The sequence below is a fragment of the Erythrobacter sp. genome (genome assembly GCF_038133525.1).
In the GTDB taxonomy this organism is placed as follows: domain Bacteria; phylum Pseudomonadota; class Alphaproteobacteria; order Sphingomonadales; family Sphingomonadaceae; genus Qipengyuania.
The window spans coordinates 18,270-40,092 of sequence record NZ_JAYPTL010000026.1 but is presented as its reverse complement, the minus strand read 5'-3'; the positions used below and the strand labels follow the sequence as shown (position 1 = coordinate 40,092).

Annotated in this window: 18 protein-coding genes; 2 read left to right on the top strand and 16 right to left on the bottom strand. The window is 61.8% G+C overall.

What is annotated here, in order from left to right; all coding sequences use genetic code 11:
* Nucleotides 1–3: 3 nt before the first annotated feature.
* From AAFM29_RS08730 to AAFM29_RS08695, 8 genes are all read right to left on the bottom strand, one after another.
* Nucleotides 4–1,446, bottom strand: coding sequence for an NAD-dependent succinate-semialdehyde dehydrogenase (locus AAFM29_RS08730; RefSeq protein ID WP_341712420.1), 1,443 nt, complete (start codon nt 1,444–1,446; stop codon nt 4–6).
* Between the two features lie 8 nt (nt 1,447–1,454).
* The gene (locus AAFM29_RS08725) at nt 1,455–2,831 is read right to left on the bottom strand and encodes an aspartate aminotransferase family protein (RefSeq protein ID WP_341712419.1); all 1,377 of its coding nucleotides are present in this window, start codon (nt 2,829–2,831) and stop codon (nt 1,455–1,457) included.
* Nucleotides 2,832–2,977: 146 nt separating this feature from the next.
* Nucleotides 2,978–3,709: a gamma-glutamyl-gamma-aminobutyrate hydrolase family protein gene (locus AAFM29_RS08720; protein ID WP_341712418.1), complete on the bottom strand. Its 732-nt coding sequence runs from the start codon at nt 3,707–3,709 to the stop codon at nt 2,978–2,980.
* 12 nt (nt 3,710–3,721) lie between these two features.
* Entirely contained in the window at nt 3,722–5,152 is a 1,431-nt protein-coding gene (locus AAFM29_RS08715) for a gamma-aminobutyraldehyde dehydrogenase (protein ID WP_341712417.1), read from the bottom strand.
* Between the two features lie 21 nt (nt 5,153–5,173).
* Entirely contained in the window at nt 5,174–6,301 is a 1,128-nt protein-coding gene (locus AAFM29_RS08710; protein WP_371830729.1) for an ABC transporter ATP-binding protein, read from the bottom strand.
* 3 nt (nt 6,302–6,304) lie between these two features.
* Complete coding sequence (locus tag AAFM29_RS08705) at nt 6,305–7,147, bottom strand: ABC transporter permease (protein ID WP_341712415.1); 843 nt, start codon at nt 7,145–7,147, stop codon at nt 6,305–6,307.
* On the bottom strand, nt 7,147–8,055 hold the full coding sequence (locus AAFM29_RS08700; protein WP_341712414.1) for an ABC transporter permease: 909 nt from the start codon (nt 8,053–8,055) through the stop codon (nt 7,147–7,149). Before AAFM29_RS08700 ends, AAFM29_RS08705 begins: the two co-directional genes overlap by 1 nt.
* A gap of 87 nt (nt 8,056–8,142) precedes the next feature.
* The gene (locus AAFM29_RS08695; protein WP_341712413.1) at nt 8,143–9,249 is read right to left on the bottom strand and encodes a spermidine/putrescine ABC transporter substrate-binding protein; all 1,107 of its coding nucleotides are present in this window, start codon (nt 9,247–9,249) and stop codon (nt 8,143–8,145) included.
* Nucleotides 9,250–9,395: 146 nt separating this feature from the next.
* Here AAFM29_RS08695 and AAFM29_RS08690 point away from each other — a divergent pair, with 146 nt between their 5' ends.
* Nucleotides 9,396–10,292, top strand: a complete 897-nt coding sequence (locus AAFM29_RS08690; protein WP_341712412.1) for a LysR family transcriptional regulator — start codon at nt 9,396–9,398, stop codon at nt 10,290–10,292.
* A 13-nt stretch (nt 10,293–10,305) separates the two neighbouring features.
* On the opposite strand, the gene AAFM29_RS08685 is transcribed toward AAFM29_RS08690, so the two are convergent.
* The 6 genes from AAFM29_RS08685 to AAFM29_RS08660 form a co-directional block, all read right to left on the bottom strand.
* Nucleotides 10,306–10,815 (bottom strand): DUF4440 domain-containing protein, encoded by a 510-nt coding sequence (locus AAFM29_RS08685; RefSeq protein ID WP_341712411.1) that lies wholly within the window; start codon nt 10,813–10,815, stop codon nt 10,306–10,308.
* 97 nt (nt 10,816–10,912) lie between these two features.
* On the bottom strand, nt 10,913–12,295 hold the full coding sequence (locus AAFM29_RS08680; protein ID WP_341712410.1) for a glutamine synthetase family protein: 1,383 nt from the start codon (nt 12,293–12,295) through the stop codon (nt 10,913–10,915).
* A gap of 14 nt (nt 12,296–12,309) precedes the next feature.
* On the bottom strand, nt 12,310–13,656 hold the full coding sequence (locus tag AAFM29_RS08675; protein WP_341712409.1) for an aspartate aminotransferase family protein: 1,347 nt from the start codon (nt 13,654–13,656) through the stop codon (nt 12,310–12,312).
* Nucleotides 13,653–14,924, bottom strand: coding sequence for an FAD-binding oxidoreductase (locus AAFM29_RS08670; RefSeq protein ID WP_341712408.1), 1,272 nt, complete (start codon nt 14,922–14,924; stop codon nt 13,653–13,655). The genes AAFM29_RS08675 and AAFM29_RS08670 overlap by 4 nt, the downstream gene beginning before the upstream one ends.
* A 1-nt stretch (nt 14,925) precedes the next feature.
* Nucleotides 14,926–16,275, bottom strand: coding sequence for a glutamine synthetase family protein (locus AAFM29_RS08665; RefSeq protein ID WP_341712407.1), 1,350 nt, complete (start codon nt 16,273–16,275; stop codon nt 14,926–14,928).
* A gap of 60 nt (nt 16,276–16,335) precedes the next feature.
* Complete coding sequence (locus AAFM29_RS08660) at nt 16,336–17,040, bottom strand: TorF family putative porin (RefSeq protein WP_341712406.1); 705 nt, start codon at nt 17,038–17,040, stop codon at nt 16,336–16,338.
* 235 nt (nt 17,041–17,275) lie between these two features.
* Between AAFM29_RS08660 and AAFM29_RS08655 the strand changes: the two genes are divergently transcribed.
* Entirely contained in the window at nt 17,276–18,589 is a 1,314-nt protein-coding gene (locus AAFM29_RS08655; RefSeq protein WP_341712405.1) for an aspartate aminotransferase family protein, read from the top strand.
* On the opposite strand, the gene AAFM29_RS08650 is transcribed toward AAFM29_RS08655, so the two are convergent.
* Nucleotides 18,586–19,512: a sulfotransferase domain-containing protein gene (locus AAFM29_RS08650; RefSeq protein ID WP_341712404.1), complete on the bottom strand. Its 927-nt coding sequence runs from the start codon at nt 19,510–19,512 to the stop codon at nt 18,586–18,588. The genes AAFM29_RS08655 and AAFM29_RS08650 overlap by 4 nt on opposite strands.
* A 135-nt stretch (nt 19,513–19,647) precedes the next feature.
* Nucleotides 19,648–21,597: an acetate--CoA ligase gene (gene acs, locus AAFM29_RS08645; protein WP_341712403.1), complete on the bottom strand. Its 1,950-nt coding sequence runs from the start codon at nt 21,595–21,597 to the stop codon at nt 19,648–19,650.
* Nucleotides 21,598–21,823: the final 226 nt, after the last annotated feature.

Below are 21,823 nucleotides of genomic sequence, written 5' to 3'. Positions count from 1 at the left end.
CACCTAGATCGTCAAGCTGACGTATTTCATCTCGACATAGTCGTCGATGCCATAGCGCGAACCTTCGCGGCCAAGACCGCTCTGCTTGACCCCGCCGAACGGTGCGACTTCGGTTGAAAGGATGCCCGAGTTGACACAGACCATACCGCTCTCGATCGCCTCTGCCACACGCCAGACACGACCGAGATCGCGCGAATAGAAATAGGCGGCTAGACCGAACTCGGTATCATTTGCCATGGCAACCGCCTGATCTTCGATCTCGAAGCGGATTACCGGCGCCAGGGGTCCAAAGGTCTCTTCGCCTGCAACCAGCATGTCCTGCGTCGCGTCGGCGATCACCGTCGGTTCGAAGAAGGTGCCTCCCAGCGCGTGGCGATGGCCGCCCGCAACTAGACGGCCGCCCTTGGCCAATGCATCGGCGATGTGTTCTTCGATCTTGGTCACCGCATTGGCGTCGATCAGCGGGCCCTGCTCGGTCCCATCGTCGATCCCCCTGCCCACCTTGAGCGAGCCTGCGGCTGCCGCCAGCTTCTCCACGAAGGCATCGTAAACCCCGGCTTGGACATAGATGCGATTGGTGCACACGCAGGTCTGGCCCGAATTGCGGTATTTCGAAGCCATGGCTCCCGCCACCGCCGCGTCGAGATCGGCATCGTCGAACACGATGAAGGGCGCATTGCCGCCAAGCTCCAGGCTGAGCTTCTTGATGGTCGGTGCACACTGTTCCATCAGCTTGCGACCTACCTCAGTAGAACCGGTGAAGGTCAGTTTGCGGACCAGCGGGTTCGATGTCATCTCGCCGCCGATGGCCGCCGCGCTCCCCGTGACGACGTTGAAGATACCCGCAGGTATGCCCGCCTCTTCCGCCAGAACTGCCAGCGCCAGCGCCGAATAGGGGGTTTGCGCCGCCGGCTTGATCACGATCGGGCAGCCGGCTGCAAGCGCCGGGCCCGCCTTACGCGTGATCATGGCGTTGGGGAAGTTCCACGGGGTGATCGCCGCCGCGACGCCGATTGGCTGCTTCAGCACAAGAATACGCTTGTCGGGCGCTTGCGCCGGAATGACGTCGCCGTAGAGCCGCTTCCCTTCCTCCGCGAACCATTCGATGAAGCTCGCGCCATAGGCGATTTCACCGCGCGATTCCGCCAGGCTCTTGCCCTGTTCGAGCGTCAGCAGCCGGGCCAGTTCCTCCTGGTTGTCGAGGATCAGGCGGAACCAGCGCTGGAGCACCTGCGCGCGATCCTTCGCCGTGCGAGCGCTCCAGGAGGGAAAGGCCGCCTGTGCCGCCTCGATCGCGCGGCGTGTCTCCGCCGCCCCGCATTTGGGTACCGTACCAAGATGGTCGCCCGTCGCCGGATCGGTGACGGCCAGAGTTTCGCCGCTATCGGCGGCGATCCACTGTCCGTCGACATAGCATGCCTCGCGAAGCAGGTGGGATGCAGGCATCGCTCACCTCACCCGATCGCCCTGAGACGCGGCAGGGCCTCGTCAAGCGCCTTGCGGATGATCGCGACCAGGTCGTCGATCTGTTCGGTCGTGATCACCAGCGGCGGGCACATGACGATGCTGTCGCGGATGCCGCGCACCATCAGGCCATTGGCGATGCACAGGTCGCGCACCATCGGGCCAGCGGTTCCCTCGGCCCCGCCAAAGCGCGCGCCGGTCGCCTTGTCGGCAACAATCTCGACCGCACCGAGCAGGCCGATCGAACGGGTTTGGCCGACCAGCTCGTGATCGTTGAGCGTTGCCAATGCCTTGGCCAGATAGGGTCCGGTCTCGCTGCCGGTGCGTTCGGCAAGCCCTTCGCGTTCCATGATCTCGATGTTGCGTAGCGCCACGGCGGCCGAAACCGGATGGCCCGAATAGGTGAAGCCATGGACGAAATCGCCGCCGGTCTTCATCACCTCGACGATCTCTGCCGAAACCGCCGTGGCGGAAATCGGCAGGTAACCCGACGACAGGCCCTTCGCCATCGGAATGATGTCGGGCGAAACGCCCACGGTTTCGTGGCCCCACATCTTGCCGGTGCGGCCGAAGCCGGTGATGACCTCATCGCAGATCAGCAGGATCCCGAATTTGCGGCAGATCGCCTCGACCTGCGGCCAGTAATTCTTGGGCGGGATGATCACCCCGCCGGCACCCTGGATCGGCTCGCCAATGAAGGCGGCAACGTTTTCCGGACCGACCTCGATGATGCGATCCTCGATGGCCTGCGCGCAGAGGGTGCCGAAGGCTTCCTCGTCCATGTTGCGGCCTTCATTGAACCAGTAAGGCTGGCGGACATGCTCGACCCCGGGGATCGGCAGGCCCGGCGTCGCATGCATCGCCTTCATCCCGCCGAGCGAGACACCGGCGACGGTTGAGCCGTGATAGGCGTTCCAACGGCTGATGAAGATCTGGCGCTTGGGTTCGCCCTTGAGTTCCCAATAGCGGCGAACCATGCGGAAAACGGTGTCGTTCGCCTCGCTGCCCGAAGAGTTGAAGAACACGTGCGGCAGGCGGTTGTTGGTCAGGCTGGCGATCTTGTCGGCCAGCAACACGGTGGGCGGCGTCGCGGTCTTGAAGAAGGTGTTGTAGAACGGCAGTTCGCGCATCTGCTCTGCCGCGACCTCGACCAGCTCTTCGCGCCCGTAGCCGACGTTGACGCACCACAGGCCAGCCATGCCGTCGAGGATGCGATTGCCGTCGCCATCATGGATGTAGCAGCCTTCGGCGTGGGTGATGATTCGGCTGCCGCCAAGATTTTCGATCTCCTGCCAGTCGGCCTGCGCAGGCAGGTGATGGGCGATGTCGAGGCGGCGGAGTTCGGCGATGTCGTAATTGCGTGCCATGTGGGTATTCCTGACTACAGAATGCGGCCGCCAGCGGCGGCAATAGGGGGCTTGAGGTACGCGACGGAACGGTCCGCCGGGCGCTAGCGGTCAGGGCGTGAAGCAAAGCCGCGCAAGATAGCGGTCGTAGCGATGAACCTTGGTGTTCATAGCTCCCCTCTTAACGCCTTTCCGAGCAAGCCGAAATAGGCCTGGCTGTCGGGATTGTCGGCGGTATCCCATTCGGGGTGCCACTGCACTGCGACCAGGGGTGCGCCATTGGGCCGTGCGCTGAAGGCCTCGACCAGACCATCGGGCGCCCTTGCCTCTACCGCCAACCCATCGGCCAGCCTGCCGACACCCTGATAGTGGACCGAATTGACCCGTGCCTGGCCCTTGCCGATCGCCCCGGCGAGGATTCCGCCTTCGACCAGATCGACCTCGTGGAAATGGTCGAACATACCCGCCAGGTCGTTTTCTTCCGGCGAATGGTGGCGCAGCAGTTCATCGCTGCTCGACGTGTCACGCCGAAGCGTCCCGCCCAGGGCAACGTTGATTTCCTGGAAACCCCGACAGATGCCGAATACCGGCTTGCCGACATCGATCATCTGACGGACTGCGCCTAGCGAAACCTCGTCACGCGCGGTGTCGAAGGGGCCGAAGCCTTCGTCTTCGCCATAGCGCGACGGTTCGACGTTGGAGGGCGAACCGGTCAGCAGGATTCCATCGAGCCTGCCGACCACTTCGGATATGTCCATCAGATCGGGCAGCGAAGGCACCAGCAGCGCGGCAACATCGGCATATTGCATCGCCGCGCGGGCATAGCGGTTCATCACCACCTGGCCGATCTCGCTGCCGACCATTCGGTTGCAGGCGGTTATCCCGAGAACTGGACGCATGGTTGTTCGGCCTCAGTGCTTGATCATGACGTGGCGGGTGACGGTGTAATGCTCGAGGCAATAGACCGAAAGGTCCGAACCATAACCCGAGAGTTTCACCCCGCCATGCGGCATCTCGGTGACGTTGACCGAATGAGTATTGATCCAGGTCACGCCATATTCGAGGCGCGAGGCGAATTCGGCCGCCTTGCCGACATCGCGCGTCCACACCGAGGATGCGAGGCCGTATTCGCAGTCATTCGCCCAATCGAGCACCTGCGAATCCTCTTCGAAGCGGGTCACCGACACGACCGGCCCGAAGACTTCCTTCTGCACGATCTCGTCGCTGTGACGGGCGCCAGCGATCAGCGTTGGCGCATAATAGAACCCCGGGCGCTCGGGTCGGGTACCGCCGGTGACGATTTCCGCGGGCGTATCAGCCACGGCACGCGCAACGAAACCATCGACGCGGTCGCGCTGGCGTGCAGTGATCAGGGGGCCCAGCACAGTGCCCGGCTCCGAAGGATCGCCAACTGTGATGCGCCCGATCGCGTCTTGGAGTTCGGCAACCAGGCGGTCATGGATCTTGGCATGGGCATAGACGCGGCATGCCGCCGTGCAGTCCTGCCCGGCATTGTAATAGCCGCCTTCGGCAATTGCCTCGACCGCCGCAGCGATATCGGCATCCTCCAGCACGATCACCGGCGCCTTGCCGCCCAGCTCAAAATGCGTCCGCTTGATGGTGGGCGCGACGGCTTCCATGATCTTGCGACCCGTGGCGACGTCGCCCGTCAGCGATACCATCGAGACGTCGGGATGCGACACCAGCCGCGCACCCACATTGGGACCATTGCCGGTAACGACGTTCACCACGCCCTCGGGCAGGAATTCGGCGCAAACCTCGGCCAGCTTGAGTGCGGTCAGAGGCGTGTGTTCGGATGGTTTGAGCACGACGGTGTTGCCTGCCGCCAGAACCGGCGCGATCTTCCAGCTCGCCATCATCAGCGGGTAGTTCCACGGGGCGATGCCGACGCAAACACCCAGCGGATCGCGGCGCAGCATCGAGGTGAAGCCCGGGCGGTATTCGCCAGCCGGCAAGCCCTGGATCGTTCGAGCGGCGCCCGCAAAGAACCGGAACACGTCGATCGTATTGCCCACGTCGACTGCACGCGCGGTACCGATCGGTTTGCCGCAATTGCGCATTTCGAGTTCGGCGAACTCGTCCGCCAGTTCCTCGATCCGGTCGGCGATGCGCAGCATGCGCAGCGACCGCTCCTTGGGCGACATGCGTGACCAGATGCGATAGGCATGCTTCGCGGCCGCAACCGCGTTGTCGACCTGCTCGCGACTCGCGCTGGGCAAGCAGCTTAGCTCCTCGCCCGTTGCCGGGTTATAGGCGATCTCCGGGCTTTCCTCGCCCGTGAGTTCGCGACCACCAATGAATTGTCCGGGCCTCTCCAACATCGTCCTATTTCCTGCTTGCGATCATGACAGCAACACCACCGGGCTATCGGCGCGCCAATGCATCGACACCCTGTCATTCCATTCGAAATCTTCCTGATCGTGCCGCGAAAGGTTCGGGCGCGAAACGCGCACCACCGCACCGTCATCCAGCTTGATATCGAACAGGGTAATATCGCCGAGGTAGCTCATGCAGGTGATCTGGCCGCGAGCGAAATTATGTCCTTCGGGCGCATCCCTTGCGGCAGCTTGCACTGCCTTACCGTTGCCGGGAACATGGAGGTAGATCTTCTCAGGCCGAAGCGCCACGAAGACGTCCGAACCGTGCGACCCGGTAACGCCGTGATTGAGGTAGATGCGTCCAACACCCGGGCAATCGACCGCCGCACGGTCGGGCTCGTCGATGGTCAGCTTGCCTTCGAAGATATTCACCGAGCCCACGAAGTCGGCGACAAAGCGGTTGGCAGGGAATTCGTAGAGATCGGACGGGGTGGCGAGCTGCGAAATATCACCCTTATTCATCACGGCGATACGTGACGCCATGGACAAGGCTTCGTCCTGATCATGGGTGACCGTAACGAAGGTGATCCCAACCCGCTCCTGCAGATCGGCCAGTTCGAACTGCATCTGGGCACGAAGCTTTGCATCGAGCGCAGAAAGCGGCTCGTCCAGCAGCAAAACCTTGGGACGCATGACAAGGCTGCGGGCCAGCGCAACTCGCTGGCGTTGTCCGCCCGACATCTGATCCGGCATACGCTCTTCAAAACCGCCCAGCTTGACCAGCTCGAGCGCCTTCAACACGCGTTCGTCACGCTCGGCCCGGCCGACCCCGGCAATCTTGAGGCCATAGCCAACATTCTCCGCCACCGACATGTGCGGGAACACGGCATAGCTCTGGAACACCATGTTCACCGGGCGACGGTTCGGCGGAACATGTGCCATGTCCTGCCCGTCAATCAGGATTTGACCTTCTGTCGGCTGCTCGAAGCCGGCGATCATGCGCAGCAAGGTCGTTTTTCCGCAGCCCGAAGGGCCCAGCAGGACAAAGAACTCGCCCGCCTCGATATCGAGGGTGACATTGTCGACTGCAGTGACTTTGCCGAAGCGTTTCGACACGTTCCGGACTTGGATGATGGGACTCTTGTCGGACATCTCTTAGTGACTCACGGCTAGGTTCTTGGCGCCCTGCAGGCGCAGGGCCACGGCCGTCAGGACGACCGTCAGGATGATAAGCAGGGTAGAGGCGGCATTGACTTCGGGTGTGACCGAGAAGCGCACCATGGAATAGACCTTCACCGGGAAAGTGATCGTGTCCGGCCCACTGGTGAAGAAGGTGATCACGAAGTCGTCGAGACTGAGCGTGAATGCGAGCAGCGCGCCGGCCACCAGCGATGGGCGCATATGCGGCAGCAGCACATCACGAAATGCCTGCCAGTCGCTGGCCCCAAGGTCTTTCGCCGCCTCTTCCTCTTCCTTGTTGAAGCTGGCCAGGCGCGATCGAACAACCATTGTCACGAAGGGGAAGCAGAAGGTGATGTGAGCGATCGTGATCGCCCCCAGGTTAAGCGGCCAGATCAAGTCATTCGGCCATTGAATCCAGGCAAAGAAAATCAGCATGGCCACGCCCAGGCAGATTTCGGGAACGATGATCGGCAACGAGATCGTGCCGTCAACCGCACCCTTAAATGGAAAGCGGAACCGCCACAGCATGATTGCTGCCATGGCCCCGATGACCAGGCTGGCCAGCGTCGCAAAGGCAGCGATCGTCAGCGAGTTGATCAGCGCTTCGACCAGCGTGTCGTTGTTCAGCGCTTTCTCGTAATATTTGGTGGTGAAGCCGCGCCACACAACGTTGCGCTTGGAGTCGTTGAAGCTGAAGATCATCAGCACGATGAGCGGCGCATAGAGGAACACCAGCACGCCGGAGACCCAGCTACGCATCCACAGTGTGCGCGTGTATTCGAGCGGTGCGCGCGGGGTGCGGTTGAACAGCGCCATCATGCCACCTCCCCGCGCTTCTTCGGTTTGATGCTTTGCAACGCAATCAGGATGAACATGGCGTAGATCAGCAGGAACGATAGCGCCGCGCCGAAAGGCCAGTCATTGGCCCGCTTGAACTGTCGTTCGATCACATTGGCGATCATCTGGCTCTCGGTACCGCCCATCAAGTCGGGGGTCAGGTAAGCGCCCAATGCCGGGATCAGCGTGATCATCACGCCCGCAATGATGCCCGGCATCGCCAATGGCACGACGATCCGCAACAGTGTCCGCAAATGCCCGGCGCCAAGATCGAGACTGGCCTCGATCAGGCTCTTGTCCAGTCGGTCGAGCGCCGAATAGAGCGGCAGGACCATGAAGGGCAGATGGACATAGACCAGGCCCAGGATAACGGCCGTATTGTTGTAGAGCAGCTGGATCGGTTCCCACGCGGGTAAGGGTTGCAGGCCAACCAGCGTCTTCAGCCAGCTTGTGCTATCCCAGAACCACCCCATCGTCCGATTGGCGTAGCCGTTCGAACCCAGCATGATCATCAGCGCATAGGTACGGATCAGCAGGTTGGTCCAGAATGGCAGCATGATTCCCAGCAGCAACCATGGGCGCCATTTCTCGGTTGCGAAGGTCAACGCCATCGCGACAGGGAAGCCGATGATCAGGCAGATCACCGTAACCAGTGCGGCGACGCCGAAGCTTTTCGCGAAGATCGACAGGTAGAGCCACTGCGTCGCCCGCTTGTAATTGTCTAACGTTCCCGAAAATTCGATGTCCGTCAGCCCGACATTGCTGCCGAAGCTGTAGAGCCACACGAAGCTCATCGGCACCAGGAAGAACAATAAGGTCCACAAGAGCGGCGTCGCGGACACCGCCCAAAACGCCTTCTTGTCTGCCTGCCAGTCCTGTTCAGCCACGTGGATCTCCCGCACGACCCGGCAGCCCGCAAAGCGGGGTGCCGGACGTGTCCTTATTCAGTCTAAATTCTGTCTACGATCGGCCGATCAGGACGCGCGCACCCGGGTGAAGGCCTCTTCGTAAAGCGGCTGCAACTCGGGATTGAACTTGGCGTATTCGCACTTCGCCAGAACGTCTGCCGGCGGGAAGATGACCGGATTGTTCTTGTAATCGTCCGGCATCAACGCCTTCGCTGCTGCGTTTGGCGTGGGATAGAGGATCGTCTCGGTGATCTTCTTATCCACCTCGGCGTCCATGATATAATTGATGAAGGCATGCGCGTTCTTCGGATGCGGAGCGCCCTTGGGAATGCACAGCGTATCCGAATTGAGCTGGCTGCCCTCCTTCGGAATGACGAAGTCGATGTCATCGTCTTCGACCATAGCCTGGGCAATGTCGCCATTGTATTCCAGCACCAGGTCGACATCGCCCTTGAGCAGCAGATCCTGACCGTCGTCCTCGTGGAACTTCTGGATATTGGGCTTCTGCTTGATCATCAGCGCTTCGATGGTCTTGATATCGGCAGGCGTCAGTTCATTGACCGATTTGCCCAGATACTTGCCGTAGAGGCGGAACATGTCGCCCGCTTCGGACAGAACAGCGATGCGGCCCTTGTACTCGTCCGAATCGAACAGGACCTTCCAGCTGTCAGGCACCGATTTCACCTTCGACTTGCGGTAGCCGATCCCCAGCGTCAGCCAGGTATATGGCATCGAGTACTTCCGGCCCGGATCGTAATCGACGTCAATGAAAGTGGGATCGATATTCTTCATGTTGGGTAGCAACGAGTGGTCGAGCTCCATCAGCATGTCGGCCTGAACCATGCGCTCGACGAAGTCGTTCGAAGGGACGATCACGTCATAGCCGGGATTGCCTGCGCGGAACTTGGCGAACAGCACGTCGTTGCTGTCGAACAGGTCCATCTTGACCGCGATACCGCTGGATTCCTTGAAATCGTCCAGCGTGGTCTCACCGATATAGGTATCCCAGTTGTAGAAGTTCAGCGCACCCTCTTCACCGGTGGAGACGGTTTCAGCGGATTCCTTGGTGCAGCCCGCCAGTCCGGTGACGGTGATACCGATGGCAGCCACGCCCATGCCCTGCAACAGCGAACGGCGGCCAATGCGGTGTCCGTTAAGGTCGAATTTGGTCATTACGATCCCCCTGACTCTGATCTACGAAGACAAAGCGACGGCGATTCCGCCACTTCGAGTCCTCTCTTCTCCATGCTGCACATCAAGCACTAGCCTACCCTGCTTATCCAGCCTATAATTCATACCGAGAGCCATCGGAAAAAACGATGAACATAACTTTCCGGCAAATTCGCTATTTCATCGCCGTGGCTGAAGCCCGTTCGGTTTCTGCCGGATCGACTGCCGTGGGCATTTCGCAGTCCGCCGTGACCGACGCGATCCGAACGCTGGAAGTGGAGACGGGGGTCAAGCTGTTCTACCGTCACCCGAAGGGCGTCACGCTGACCCGCGAAGGGCACAAGTTCCTCCGCCACGCACGCTCGATTGTGAACGCGGTGGCAGATCTCGCCGATGGCGTCCGCCACGATCAGGTGACCGCCACGGGCACGGTCAAGATCGGCGTGACGCCGGTAGTCACGGGCTACTTCCTCTCGGATATCCTCTCCCGTTTCCGTCGCATGTTCCCGCAGATCACCGTGCAGCTGGTGGAGGACAAGCGCGATTATATCGAGCACCTGCTGGTCAACGGCGAACTCGACCTGGGCATCCTGATCGTATCGAACCTGGTCCAGAAGGCGGCGATCGATTTCGAGGTCCTGCTACGGTCCGATTGCCGCGCCTGGATGGCGCCCTGGCATCCGCTGTCGGAAGTCGATGCCCTGAGCCTCGCAGATCTCGAGAACGAGCCGGTCGTCACGCTGTCACTCGACGAGATGGACGGGCTGGTCGAAAGCATCTGGTCGAAGTTCGATCACCCGCCGCATGTGACCTACCGCACCAGTTCGATGGAGGGCGTGCGCAGCCTCGTCGGCACCGGTGCCGGCGTTACCATCCTGCCGCAGTTGGTCTATCGCCCCTGGAGCCTCGATGGTGATCGCATCATCGCCAAGCGCCCGCGCGAGGACCTGCCCACGGTGGACATCGGGATCGCGTGGCGACGCCTGACCCGGCACAGTGAGCAGGCGATGCTGTTCATGGAAACGGTCCACGAACAGCGGCGATAGGGGCTAGGTCAGGCTAACCGCCACCAGCCGGCAGGTCGCTGTTGATGATATCCGCAGCGGCTTTCCAGTCGCCATCGACCTTCCGCCAGACGACCACATATTTGCCGGTGTCGATCTGTTCCGCACCCTCCGGCGCGACCACCAAACGGTAGGTACCCCGATCGAGCGCCATATCGCCCGAAGACGAGACGATGATCTGCTCTGGAGCAAAGGTGAGATCGAAACCGGGCGTGCCCATCATCGCGGCCCAGTTCTGCTCGATCGCCGGATGCCCTTTGCCGATAGGTGCATTGGGCGGCATGAAGGCGCCGTCTTCCGCATACATCTGCGCAATCGCGGCCGCATCCTTGGCTTTGATCAGATCCAGCCATTGAGCGATTTTTACGCGTATGGCTGCTTCTTCGGCAGCGGGGTCGGCACTTGCAGCAGTTTCGGGCGATGTCCCGTCAGCAGGCTCTTTCCCGGTATCACATGATGAGATTAGCAACGCGGCCGCAACAAGCGGCATCAGGCGGATCGTCATGGCATCCCTCCCACAGGGCGTGATAGCCGTAGATTACCACGGAGTCGCACCCATTGGTAGACTGCCAGTCGCTGCGTGGAACTCAGCCATTACTCGCTCAGGCGTTGTGCATGTACCAGGCGTAGTCGAGCTCGGTGACTTCGGCCATGAAGCGGGCCATCTCGACCTCCTTCACCGTGGTGTAGTGCGTAACGAATCGGTCACCCAGGTAATCGCGCATCCGGGCCGAACCCTTGAACGCCTCGATCGCAGCGGCCCAGTGGTTCGGGAGACGATAGTCCTCTGGCGCCTGTTCATAGCCATTGCCGACGATCGCCGGGCCGGGATCGACCTGGTTGGTCATGCCGTAATGCATTCCGGCCAGCACTGCCGCGACCGCCAGATAGGGATTGGCATCGGCGCCGCAGATGCGGTGCTCGACATGGCGCGATGCCGGCGAACCCGCAGGGACGCGCAGGCTGACGGTGCGGTTGTTCACGCCCCAGGTCGGCGCCACCGGCGCGTAGGAATTGGCCTTGAAGCGGCGGAAAGAGTTCGCGTTGGGCGCGAAAATCGCCATCGATTCCCCCAGCCATTCCTTCATCCCGCCGATCGCGTGACGCAGCAGTGGTGAGCCTTCGGGATTCTCGCTGGCGAAGGCGTTGTTGCCATCCCCATCGGCCATCGAAACGTGCAGGTGCATGCCGCTGCCCGCCTGTTCGGCGAAGGGCTTGGCCATGAAGCTGGCGATCATGCCGTGCTGGGCCGCCACGCCCTTTACCAGGCGCTTGTACATCACCGCGTCATCAGTCGCGCGCAGCGCGTCGGGCTTGTGCCGCAAGGTCAGCTCGAACTGACCCGGGGCATATTCGCTGATCCCGGACTCGAGCGGAATGCCCTGGGCATCGCAGGCAGCGTAGAGATCGTCGAAGAAAGGCTTGAAGTCCTCCATCTCGCGCAGCGAATAGACTTCGTTGGCCCAAGGCTGGTCACCACTGTTGAGACCGCGGGCGATGACCGGCCGCCCACTACCGTCCTGTTCAAGCAGGAAGAATTCCAACTCGACCGCCACCACCGGGGTCAGCCCGTCGGCAACCAATCGATCCACCACGCGCCCCAGCACGTGACGCGGATCGAGATCATTGGGCGTGTGATCCAGTTCATAAAAGCTGGTGGTGAACTGCCCTGCCCCATCGCCCAGCCATGGCGCGCGCACCAGCGTGCCGGGAACCGGCAGGCAATAGCGGTCGGCATCGCCATCTTCCCAGACCAGGCCGGTTTCCTCGGTATCGCGGCCGGTAATATCGATCACCAGCACCGATCCGGGGAGGAAGCGTCCGCTCTCGTACACCGCCAGAACCTCGTGCTGCCGCAAACGCTTGCCGCGCGGAACGCCCGAAAGGTTGGTGAAGATGATGTCGACCGCGTCGATATCGGGATTAGCATCGAAGAAGGCCCGAGCCTCCTCGATAGTGGCAATTGCGCTCGAACTCTTGGGCATCTTAGTTTCCTGCGTCATGGGACGAGAACCCCCAGGCACTCGTCGAGCGTTTCCGCCAATCGCGCGACTTGTGCGTCGGTCGTGGCGGGGCTGACAAGCATCATGTTGTGGAAGGGCGCAATCAGCACGCCCCGGTTGATGAAAAACAGGTGGATCGCATGCTCGAGCGCGCCCTGCATCGAGGCACGCGCCTCGGTGCCGTTGCGTGGCGCCCGGTCGGCGCAGATGAATTCTGCGCGCGCACCGACATGGACCACCGGCCAGGGCAAGCCGTGGCTGGCGATGACCTGTTCAAGAGTGGCAGCAAGCCGATCAGCCAGTGGCAGCATGTGGTCATAGGCGGCCGGCGTCATGACTTCGGTGAGGTTGGCACGCATAGCGGCGAGTGCCAGCGCATTGGCCGACAGCGTGGTGCCGATCCCCGAATGCCCCTTCTCGCCTTCTTCGCGCAACTGCTCCATCCGCTCGGCCACCTCCGCGCTGAAGCCGAAGACTGCACAGGGCACTCCGCCCGCAACCGGCTTGCCGACCACGAAGATGTCCGGCTTGGGCCCATAGGTCATCGAATGCCCGCCATAGCCGGACGAGATCGTGTGCGTCTCGTCGAAGACCAGCAGCGTTCCGTGGCGGTTGGTCAGCTCACGCATCGCTTCGAGATAGCCGGGATCGGGCAGGACCATGCCGACATTTGTCAGCGCGGGCTCGGTCAACACCGCGGCGACATCGCCCGACGCCAGCGCTACTTCTAGCGCAGCAAGGTCGTTGAACTCGATCACCTGCGTGTGCTCACGCACGTCGTAAACTTGTCCAACCAGCGACTTGCGCAGTTCGGGCACGCCATCGCAAAGGTCGACGAAGACGTCGTCTACCGCACCGTGATAGCAGCCGTTGAACACCAGGATCTTGTCGCGCCCAGTAATGCCGCGGCACCAGCGGATCACGGCGCGATTGGCCTCGCTCGCGGTGGAGGTCACCTGCCAGAACGGCAGGCCGAACCGCTTGGCCAGCTCGTCCGCCACGATCGGGGCGTCTTCGGTCGCAAGCATGTAGGTGAGCCCGCGTGATGCCTGTTCGGCGATAGCCCGGGCGACCGGCGGCGGGGAATGACCGAACATCGAGCCGGTATCGCCCAGGCAGAAGTCTTCGTAGCAATGGCCGTCGACATCCCACAAGCGGGCACCTTCGGCCCGCTCCGCGAACAGCGGGAATGGCGTGCCCCAATCGAGCATCCAGTGGAATGGTACGCCGCGATGCCAGTGGCGGGCGGCCTCGGCACCCAGCGCGCGAGACTTCGGGTTGGCCGCCTCGAACCGCGCTTTCTCGCTCTCCAGCATAGCGGCGATGGCGCTGTCAGTGATCATAACCTGTCCCTCAGCGCGTACCACAGCATACCCAGCACATAGAGCGGATGGCGCAACAACGGCCCGCCGGGAAAGCCCGGCTTGGGCAGGCTAGCCATCAGGTCGAAACGTTCGGCCGTGCCGCGCATCGCTTCGACCACCAATTCGCCCGCAAGGGTGGTCAACAGCACGCCGTGACCCGAATAACCCTGCGCATAGAAGCTGTTTCCGATACGGCCGAACTGCGGCAGTCGGTTCAGGGTCACGCCGATCGCACCGCCCCAGCCATAGTCGATCTCGATCCCGCGCAACTGCGGGAAGACCTGTTCGATATGCGAGCGAACGAAGTCCGCAATGCTCGCGGGCGGGCGTGGCGAATACTTCTCGCCACCGCCGAACAGCAGGCGGTTGTCGGCGGTCAGGCGGTAGTAATTGAGCACGAAACGGCTCTCCGCGATCGAGGCATTGGAGGGGATCAGCGCCCTTGCCCCCTCTTCGCCGAGCACGCGCGTGGCGACGTTGTAGTTGACGACCGGCATCATCATCCGCCGCATCGATTTCTCGACCGAACCGATCTCGGTATCGCAGGCCAGGATGCCGTGACGCGCTGTGACCAAACCATCAGGCGTGGTCACGCGGACCGGAGAGCCATGCTCCATGGCCAGAGCCGGGGTCTCCTCGAAGATCCTCACACCGGCCGCCACTGCCGCGTCCGCCAGCCCAAGCGCGTAGTTGAGCGGGTGCAGGTGCCCACCCTCCGCATCGAACATACCGCCATGATAGGCCTTGCTGGCAACGAATTGCGGCACATCGGCCTTCTCGACCACGCGCGCGGCTTCATAGCCTACAAGGCGATGCAGCAAATCGACTTCGAGCCGCACATCGTCGAGATGCGCCGGTTTGGACGCAGCGTGGAAGTGGCCATCGCGCAGGTCGCAGGCGATGGCGTGTCTCGCGATCCTGTTCCGCACGCTCGCCGTGGCCTGCAGGCCGAGCTCGACCAAGCGGCGTCCTTCATCCTCACCGAACTTTTCGATCAGGTCGGTGGCAGCCCAGCGCATGCCGGGGATCATCTGGCCGCCATTGCGACCCGAAGCGGCCCAGGCGATGCGTTTCGCCTCGATCAGTACCACCGAGAAACCGGCCTCCGCCGCAGACAACGCCGCCGAGAGGCCGGTGAAGCCGCCACCCACCACCACGACATCCGCATCGACAGTGCCGCGCAAGGCAGTGTGCCGCCCGGAAGGGTTCGCGGTCGCCGCGTAGTAGGAGGCCGGGTATTCGGTCATGTCAGACGCGCAGGAGCAGGTGCTCGCGTTCCCACGAACTGATCACGGATTGATAGGCGTAGAGCTCGGTTTCCTTGATCGCGTAGAACACCTCAAAGAAGTCCTCGCCCAGATATTGCCGCACCTGCTTGCACTTGCTGAAGCGTTCAAGCCCACCTTCCAGGGTTCGCGGAAGGGTGCGGGCGCGATTATAGGCATTGCCGCTCACGCTCTTGGGCGGTTGCATCCGTTCGACCATGCCCACGTAGCCGCAGATGAGTGACGCGGCGATAGCAAGATAGGGGTTGGCATCCGCGCCTGGCAGGCGGTTCTCGATCCGTCGGTTCGCCGGATCGGAAATGGGAATGCGCAATCCGCAAGACCGATTATCGCTGCCCCACTGGACATTGATCGGCGCCGCGCTGTCGGGCCGCATCCGGCGGAACGAATTGACGTTGGGCGCGAACATCGGGGTAATCTGCGGCAGCAGCCGGGCGAGCCCTGCGATATGGCTGCGGAACAGCGCACTGTCGCGACCATTCTGGGTGGTGAAGACGTTGCGCCCGGTTTCCATGTCGAGGATCGACTGGTGGATATGCATCGCACTACCGGGCTGGTCGGACATCGGCTTGGCAAGGAAGGTGCCGTAAACGCCATGCTCGAGCGCCACCTGGCGCACGATACGCTTGAACAGCAGCACCTCGTCGGCCAGTTCCAGCGGATCCCCATGCACGAAATTCACCTCGAGCTGGGCCGCGCCCGCCTCGTGGATCATCGTGTCGATGTTGAGATTTGCCTTTTCGCAGAAGTCGTAGATATGCTCGATGATATCCTCGAATTCGCCCAGCGCTTCGAGGCCGAAAGGCTGGCTCGCCGTTTCCGGGCGGCCTGACCGGCCGGCCGGCGGGACCAGCGGGAAATCGGAATCGAGGTTCTTCGAGACGAGGTAGAACTCGACCTCCGGCGCAATCACCGGCTTCCATCCGCGCTTCTCATAGAGCGCCAAGACACGCTTCAGGATCGCGCGTGGGGCGATCTCCACCGGGTCGTTCTTACCGGTATAGGCATCGGCGATGACATAGGCTGTCGGCGTCTGGAACCCCGGCGCCTCACGCAAGGTCGTGGGGTCCGGTACCAGCGTCATGTCCGGATCATAGGGCAAGACGATGTGATCGACATCGTCAGGATATTCACCTGTCACGGTTACCGAGAAGACGCTGACCGGGATGCGCAGTGTACGATCGGTCAGTGATTTCAGAAACTTGTTGGCGGGCAAGACCTTGCCACGCTGGATCCCGTTCATGTCGGGAACAATGCATTCGACTTCGCTGATTCCGCGTTCGCTGATCCAGCTTGCGATATCGGTACTCATAAAGGTCCTGTCTGGACCGGCCCGAACGTCCACACGGGGTTCGTCCGGGCCGTATCCGGGTTAGAAGGCGAAGGCCAGGCTCGCGACCACTGTGGCATCGCCAAGCGAGGTATAGGCACGCGCCGTATCGACGTAATCGACCGTCGCGGTCAGCCCTCCGCCGAGGTCATAGCTCGCCCCCAGCAACCAGTCGCGCTTGGAATCGCCAAAAGCACCATCTTCGATGCCGAACTGGCCGTGCAGCGATAGCGGTGTGTCGGCGATAGGCAGGTCGCCATTGATATAGACGTAGGTGTTGTCCTCGCTACCGATATTGTCCTGACTGGGCGCATAGGCGACCCCGACGGTTACGGTTGCGGGGCCCACGGCCGTACCCGCCGATGCAAGGAACTCGATATAGTTGAATTCGCTATTGCCCGGATACAGGTAGTAGACCGCGCCGAAATCGAACGAAACCGCGCCTACTTCTGGTGCGAAGCCGGCATAGAGATCCAGTTCAACATCGTCGGCACCATCATTGATCGCCACGTTGGATGCCCAGACGCCGGCGTAGAAGCCCGATTCGTGCGCGACCGAGATTTCGGCAGTGACTTCGGGATCCTTGCTGGACAGCGAGATCCCGCGGAAACGATAATCGGAAAGGACACCGATTTCGGCATCAACTTCCCAGGCCCCGCCGCTTTCCTCACCCTCGTCGTCCTGCGCCCAGGCGGCGGTCGACGCGAACATCAGCGGCAGTGCCATGACGGACACAATCCTGCGCATATGCTTTCCTCCTCAAGCAGGGAATGTCTTTTGGGCAGGTCGGTCTTCGTAGCCGAATTGGCGACCCCCGCTTCCCCTGACCATGCAATAGGCCAAATTTCCGGGAAAGCGACAATGCGATAAATCGGAGTGATTGCTATCGGTTTTTCCGATGCAGAGTTGCGATGGAATCCTTCTGGCTCGCGATTCCACGTCCCGGTATCGCGATCCTTGTAGTCCAATCACGAGCCCGACCATGCGCGAACCGAACGATCTCTCCGCCTTCTGGATGCCCTTTACCGACAACCGCGGGTTCAAGGCGCATCCGCGCATGTTCGTTGCCGCCAAGGACATGCACTATACCTCGGCAAGTGGCCACCAGGTGCTCGATGCGACTGGCGGGCTATGGTGCGTCAACGCCGGTCACTCGCGCGACAGCATCGTCAAGGCGGTCCAGGCCAGTGCGGCGACGCTCGATTTCGCTCCGACATTCCAGCTGGCCCACCCGCTGGCCTTCGAAGCGGCGTCCAAGCTGTCGATGATCATGCCCGAGGGCTTCGACCGGATCTTCTTCGCCAATTCGGGCTCCGAAGCGGTGGATAGCGCACTCAAGATCGCCCTCGCCTACCAGCGCGCACGCGGCCTGGGCAGCCGCACCCGCCTGATCGGGCGCGAACGCGGCTATCACGGGGTCGGCTTCGGCGGCATTTCGGTCGGCGGCATCGTCGGCAATCGCCGCCAGTTCGGCACGCTGTTGGCGGGCGTGGATCACATGCGCCACACTCACGACCTCGCGCGTAACGCCTATTCGCGGGGCATGCCAGCCCATGGCGCTGAACTGGCCGACGACCTCGAACGCATCGTTGCGCTACATGGGGCGGACACCATCGCCGCGGTAATCGTTGAGCCTGTTGCGGGTTCGACCGGCGTGCTCGTGCCGCCCGTCGGCTATCTCCAGCGCTTGCGCGAGATCTGCGATCGCCACGATATCCTGCTGATCTTCGACGAGGTCATCACCGCATTCGGCCGCGTCGGCAAGGCGACTGCCGCCGAACGTTTCGGCGTCACCCCGGACATCATCACCATGGCCAAGGGCCTGACCAACGCTGCCGTGCCAATGGGCGCGGTCGCGGTCCGGCGCGAGGTCCATGATACGGTGATCGACAATGCCGCGCCGGGCATCGAGCTGTTCCACGGCTATACTTACAGCGCGCATCCGCTCGCCGCGACTGCGGCCATCGCCACGCTCGATCTCTACCGAGAAGAGCAACTGTTCGAACGCGCCATCGAGCTGGAGGATTACTGGGCCGATGCGGTGCATTCACTCAAAGGCACAAGGCACGTGATCGATTGCCGCAATGTCGGCCTGATCGGTGGGATCGAACTCGAGCCACGCCCCGGCGCGCCAACGAAACGCGCGATGGAAATCTTCCACCGCGCCTTCGATGAGGGCCTGCTGATCCGCGTGACCGGCGATATCATCGCGCTTTCGCCGCCACTAATCCTGACCAAGGCGCACATCGATGAGATCTTCGGCAAGCTGGCCAAGCTGATCGCGTCGGTCGACTAAGTCAGCGCGCTGGCCCCGTTCTCAAGCCAGGCGGCATAGTCCGCCGGCAACTTGGCCATTGCATCGTCATACAGCGCAAGATCCTCATCATCGAGGACGCCGACCCAGCGTTTGTTGGTGCCCTTGTTGATGAAGGTATCGCCGCCTCCCTTGAAGGCGAAGGCGATGCCCTCCCCGACCACCTTCGACGGGTCCTTCTTCACCTCTTCGAAGGTGCAGCGCCGCACGACGTCCGGCCACAAATCCTCGGAAATCTCGATGCCCAGATAGTCCGCGATGCCGCGCATCTCGCCATTGAGGTCCGCACGCAGATCATTGTAATGGACCAGACGGATATTCGGCCGATCACGGTGCTCCCAGAATGTCTGGGCATAGCTGAGGTGTGACCAATAGGGGTATCCGTCGCTTTCCCAGTCGAACCACCCTCGCGTGATCCAGTCCCGCCAGATCGCCTTGATATCGCCGGAGAAGTGCGGGAATTCGTCACCCACGCGACCGGGCACGCCATTCATGCCCATATAGAGCTCTGGTGTATGATTGCCCCAGTGGTTGAGCAGCGACATGAACACGTCGCGCGGGTCGCGCGAAACACAGAGGTACTTCGCCTCCGCATAATAAGGCAGGCCATCGAGCGGCGTGTGCGTCTTGATGTAGCGGCGATGCTGCTGTGCCTCGAGTTGCCCAAGGACGAGTTCGAGCGGAAACATCCGGAAATCGAGCCAGGGAGAAAGCTCCGTGATCGCTCCTGGCACATTGCCATCGGGGAACAGCATGTTGCCGACAATCGTCTGCATCAGCGTCGTCCCGGCCTTGTAGGACGTGGCGACGATGATGTCGTCCGGTCGCGGCGTGAACCAATTCCAGCGCGTCGAATCGAGATGGTGGTTCTGGTATACCCGGGTACGTTGCGGCAGGTCGCTCATAGGTCTTTCTCTCCTCGTGCAACCCGGGACAGCTGACGGCCAATCTTGCGTCGGACGCTCAGTCTGCGCAGGTTTGGCGCGGTTCCCTCAAAAGGCAAGCGAACTCAAGCGTCACCCCGACCGACGACTACGTGCCTAGCGGTTCTGGCGCCCTTCGATCAGTGTCTCGACGACGCTCGGATCGGCAAGGGTCGAGGTATCGCCCAGCGATCCGAAGTCGTTCTCAGCGATCTTGCGCAGGATGCGGCGCATGATCTTGCCCGACCGTGTCTTGGGCAGTGCGGGCGTGAAATGCAGGTGGTCAGGCGTCGCGATCGGGCCGATTTCCTTGCGCACCCATTGGCGCAGCTCGCCGGCGAGATCGTCCGACGGCTCTTCACCGACCTTGAGCGTGACATAGCAATAGATGCCCTGCCCCTTGATGTCGTGCGGATAGCCAACCACTGCCGCCTCGCTGACATAGGCGTGGAGCACCAGCGCGCTCTCGACCTCTGCCGTGCCCATACGATGGCCCGATACGTTGATGACGTCGTCCACGCGGCCGGTTATCCAGTAATAACCATCAGCATCGCGGCGACAGCCGTCGCCCGTGAAATACTTGCCGGCATAGGTACTGAAGTAGGTCTGGATGAACCGGTCGTGGTCGCCATAGACCGTGCGCGCCTGACCCGGCCAACTGCGGGTGATGCAGAGATTACCCGTGGCGGCGCCTTCGAGAACGGCGCCATCATTATCGACCAACTGCGGGCAAATGCCGAAGAACGGAAGCCCGGCGCTGCCCGGCTTCATGTCGTGGGCACCGGGCAGCGTCGTGATCATCACGCCGCCGGTTTCGGTCTGCCACCAGGTATCGATAACCGGGATGGCACCCGCCCCCACATTCTCGTGATACCAACGCCAGGCTTCGGGATTGATTGGCTCGCCCACCGAACCGATCAAACGCAGCGAAGACAGATCGTGCTTGGCCACATATGCCTCGCCTTCGCGCATCAAGGCGCGGATCGCGGTTGGCGCGGTATAGAAGATATTGACCTTGTGCTTCTCGCACGCCGCCCAGAACCGGTCGTGATCCGGGTAATTAGGGACACCTTCGAACATCAATGCAGTTGCGCCGTTCTGCAGCGGGCCATAGACGATGTAGCTGTGTCCCGTGACCCAGCCGATGTCGGCAGTGCACCAGAAGACCTCACCCGGGCGATAGTCGAAGACGTAGCGGAAGGTCGTCTCGGTCCAAACGGCATAGCCGCCAGTGGTATGCAGCACGCCCTTGGGGCTGCCGGTCGAACCCGAGGTATAGAGGATGAAAAGCGGGTCTTCGGCGTCCATCGGTTCGCAAGGGCACTCGTCATCCACGCCTTGCGACAACTCGTGGTACCAGTGGTCGCGACCTTCCTGCATTGCGATTTCGCCGCCCGTATGCCGGACGACCAGAACCGCCTTGGCCGAAACCTTCTGCAGCGCTTCGTCGACATTGGCCTTGAGCGGGACGATCTTCGAACCGCGCAAACCCTGATCGGCGGTGATGATCCAGTCGCTCTCGCAATCCTGGACGCGTCCAGCGATTGCGTCAGGCGAGAAGCCGCCAAAGATTACTGAATGGATCGCTCCGATCCGCGCGCAAGCGAGCATGGCAAAGACCCCCTCGGGGATCATCGGCATATAGATCGTGACCCGATCACCCTTCTTGGCCCCGAGCTTCTTCAGCGTGCTCGCCATGCGAATGACTTCGGCCTGAAGCTGGGCATAGGTGATGTGGCGGCCCTGGGCGTCGGGACTGTCCGGCTCGAAGATCAGGGCAACGCGATCACCGTGCCCGGCGGCCACATGACGATCGACGGCGTTGTGGCAGACATTGAGCTTCCCGTCCTCGAACCACTTGATGTCGACCGGATCATAGCTCCATCCGGCTATCTTGGTCGGTCGCTTGATCCAGTCGAGCCGGTCCGCCTGCGCAGCCCAGAACCCGTCAGGATCGGCAAGGCTTTCCGCATACATGCTGTTGTACTGCGCAGCTGTGCAGTTCGTACCATCGGACGCACCCGCTGGCTTGCGAACCCACTCATTATCGTGCGCGGTATTGCTCATCCCGGAAACTCCTGCCTCTCCAACTTCCGTTTCACACCAAGGGGCGTGACACCCCGTGCCGCACGGAACCATCTCTCTCCAAGGTCGACGCTAGGATCCGTCCACCCAGGCGAACTGTATTCCGAAGGTCGGGCGCGTCTGCAACCTCGCATTCGATAGAATTTCAGGCAGCAGGAGGAGTTTCAGTCCCTTGCCTCGACACGGACGCCGTCTTCCAGCTGCCCAC

Excerpts from the sequence above, each read along its gene's own strand:
- AAFM29_RS08730 (WP_341712420.1), bottom strand. The coding sequence starts at position 1,446 with ATGCCTGCATCCCACCTGCTTCGCGAGGCATGCTATGTCGACGGACAG.
- AAFM29_RS08725 (WP_341712419.1), bottom strand. The coding sequence starts at position 2,831 with ATGGCACGCAATTACGACATCGCCGAACTCCGCCGCCTCGACATCGCC.
- AAFM29_RS08720 (WP_341712418.1), bottom strand. The coding sequence starts at position 3,709 with ATGCGTCCAGTTCTCGGGATAACCGCCTGCAACCGAATGGTCGGCAGC.
- AAFM29_RS08715 (WP_341712417.1), bottom strand. The coding sequence starts at position 5,152 with ATGTTGGAGAGGCCCGGACAATTCATTGGTGGTCGCGAACTCACGGGC.
- AAFM29_RS08710 (WP_371830729.1), bottom strand. The coding sequence starts at position 6,301 with ATGTCCGACAAGAGTCCCATCATCCAAGTCCGGAACGTGTCGAAACGC.
- AAFM29_RS08705 (WP_341712415.1), bottom strand. The coding sequence starts at position 7,147 with ATGGCGCTGTTCAACCGCACCCCGCGCGCACCGCTCGAATACACGCGC.
- AAFM29_RS08695 (WP_341712413.1), bottom strand. The coding sequence starts at position 9,249 with ATGACCAAATTCGACCTTAACGGACACCGCATTGGCCGCCGTTCGCTG.
- AAFM29_RS08690 (WP_341712412.1), top strand. The coding sequence starts at position 9,396 with ATGAACATAACTTTCCGGCAAATTCGCTATTTCATCGCCGTGGCTGAA.
- AAFM29_RS08685 (WP_341712411.1), bottom strand. The coding sequence starts at position 10,815 with ATGACGATCCGCCTGATGCCGCTTGTTGCGGCCGCGTTGCTAATCTCA.
- AAFM29_RS08680 (WP_341712410.1), bottom strand. The coding sequence starts at position 12,295 with ATGCCCAAGAGTTCGAGCGCAATTGCCACTATCGAGGAGGCTCGGGCC.
- AAFM29_RS08675 (WP_341712409.1), bottom strand. The coding sequence starts at position 13,656 with ATGATCACTGACAGCGCCATCGCCGCTATGCTGGAGAGCGAGAAAGCG.
- AAFM29_RS08670 (WP_341712408.1), bottom strand. The coding sequence starts at position 14,924 with ATGACCGAATACCCGGCCTCCTACTACGCGGCGACCGCGAACCCTTCC.
- AAFM29_RS08665 (WP_341712407.1), bottom strand. The coding sequence starts at position 16,275 with ATGAGTACCGATATCGCAAGCTGGATCAGCGAACGCGGAATCAGCGAA.
- AAFM29_RS08660 (WP_341712406.1), bottom strand. The coding sequence starts at position 17,040 with ATGCGCAGGATTGTGTCCGTCATGGCACTGCCGCTGATGTTCGCGTCG.
- AAFM29_RS08655 (WP_341712405.1), top strand. The coding sequence starts at position 17,276 with ATGCGCGAACCGAACGATCTCTCCGCCTTCTGGATGCCCTTTACCGAC.
- AAFM29_RS08650 (WP_341712404.1), bottom strand. The coding sequence starts at position 19,512 with ATGAGCGACCTGCCGCAACGTACCCGGGTATACCAGAACCACCATCTC.
- acs (WP_341712403.1), bottom strand. The coding sequence starts at position 21,597 with ATGAGCAATACCGCGCACGATAATGAGTGGGTTCGCAAGCCAGCGGGT.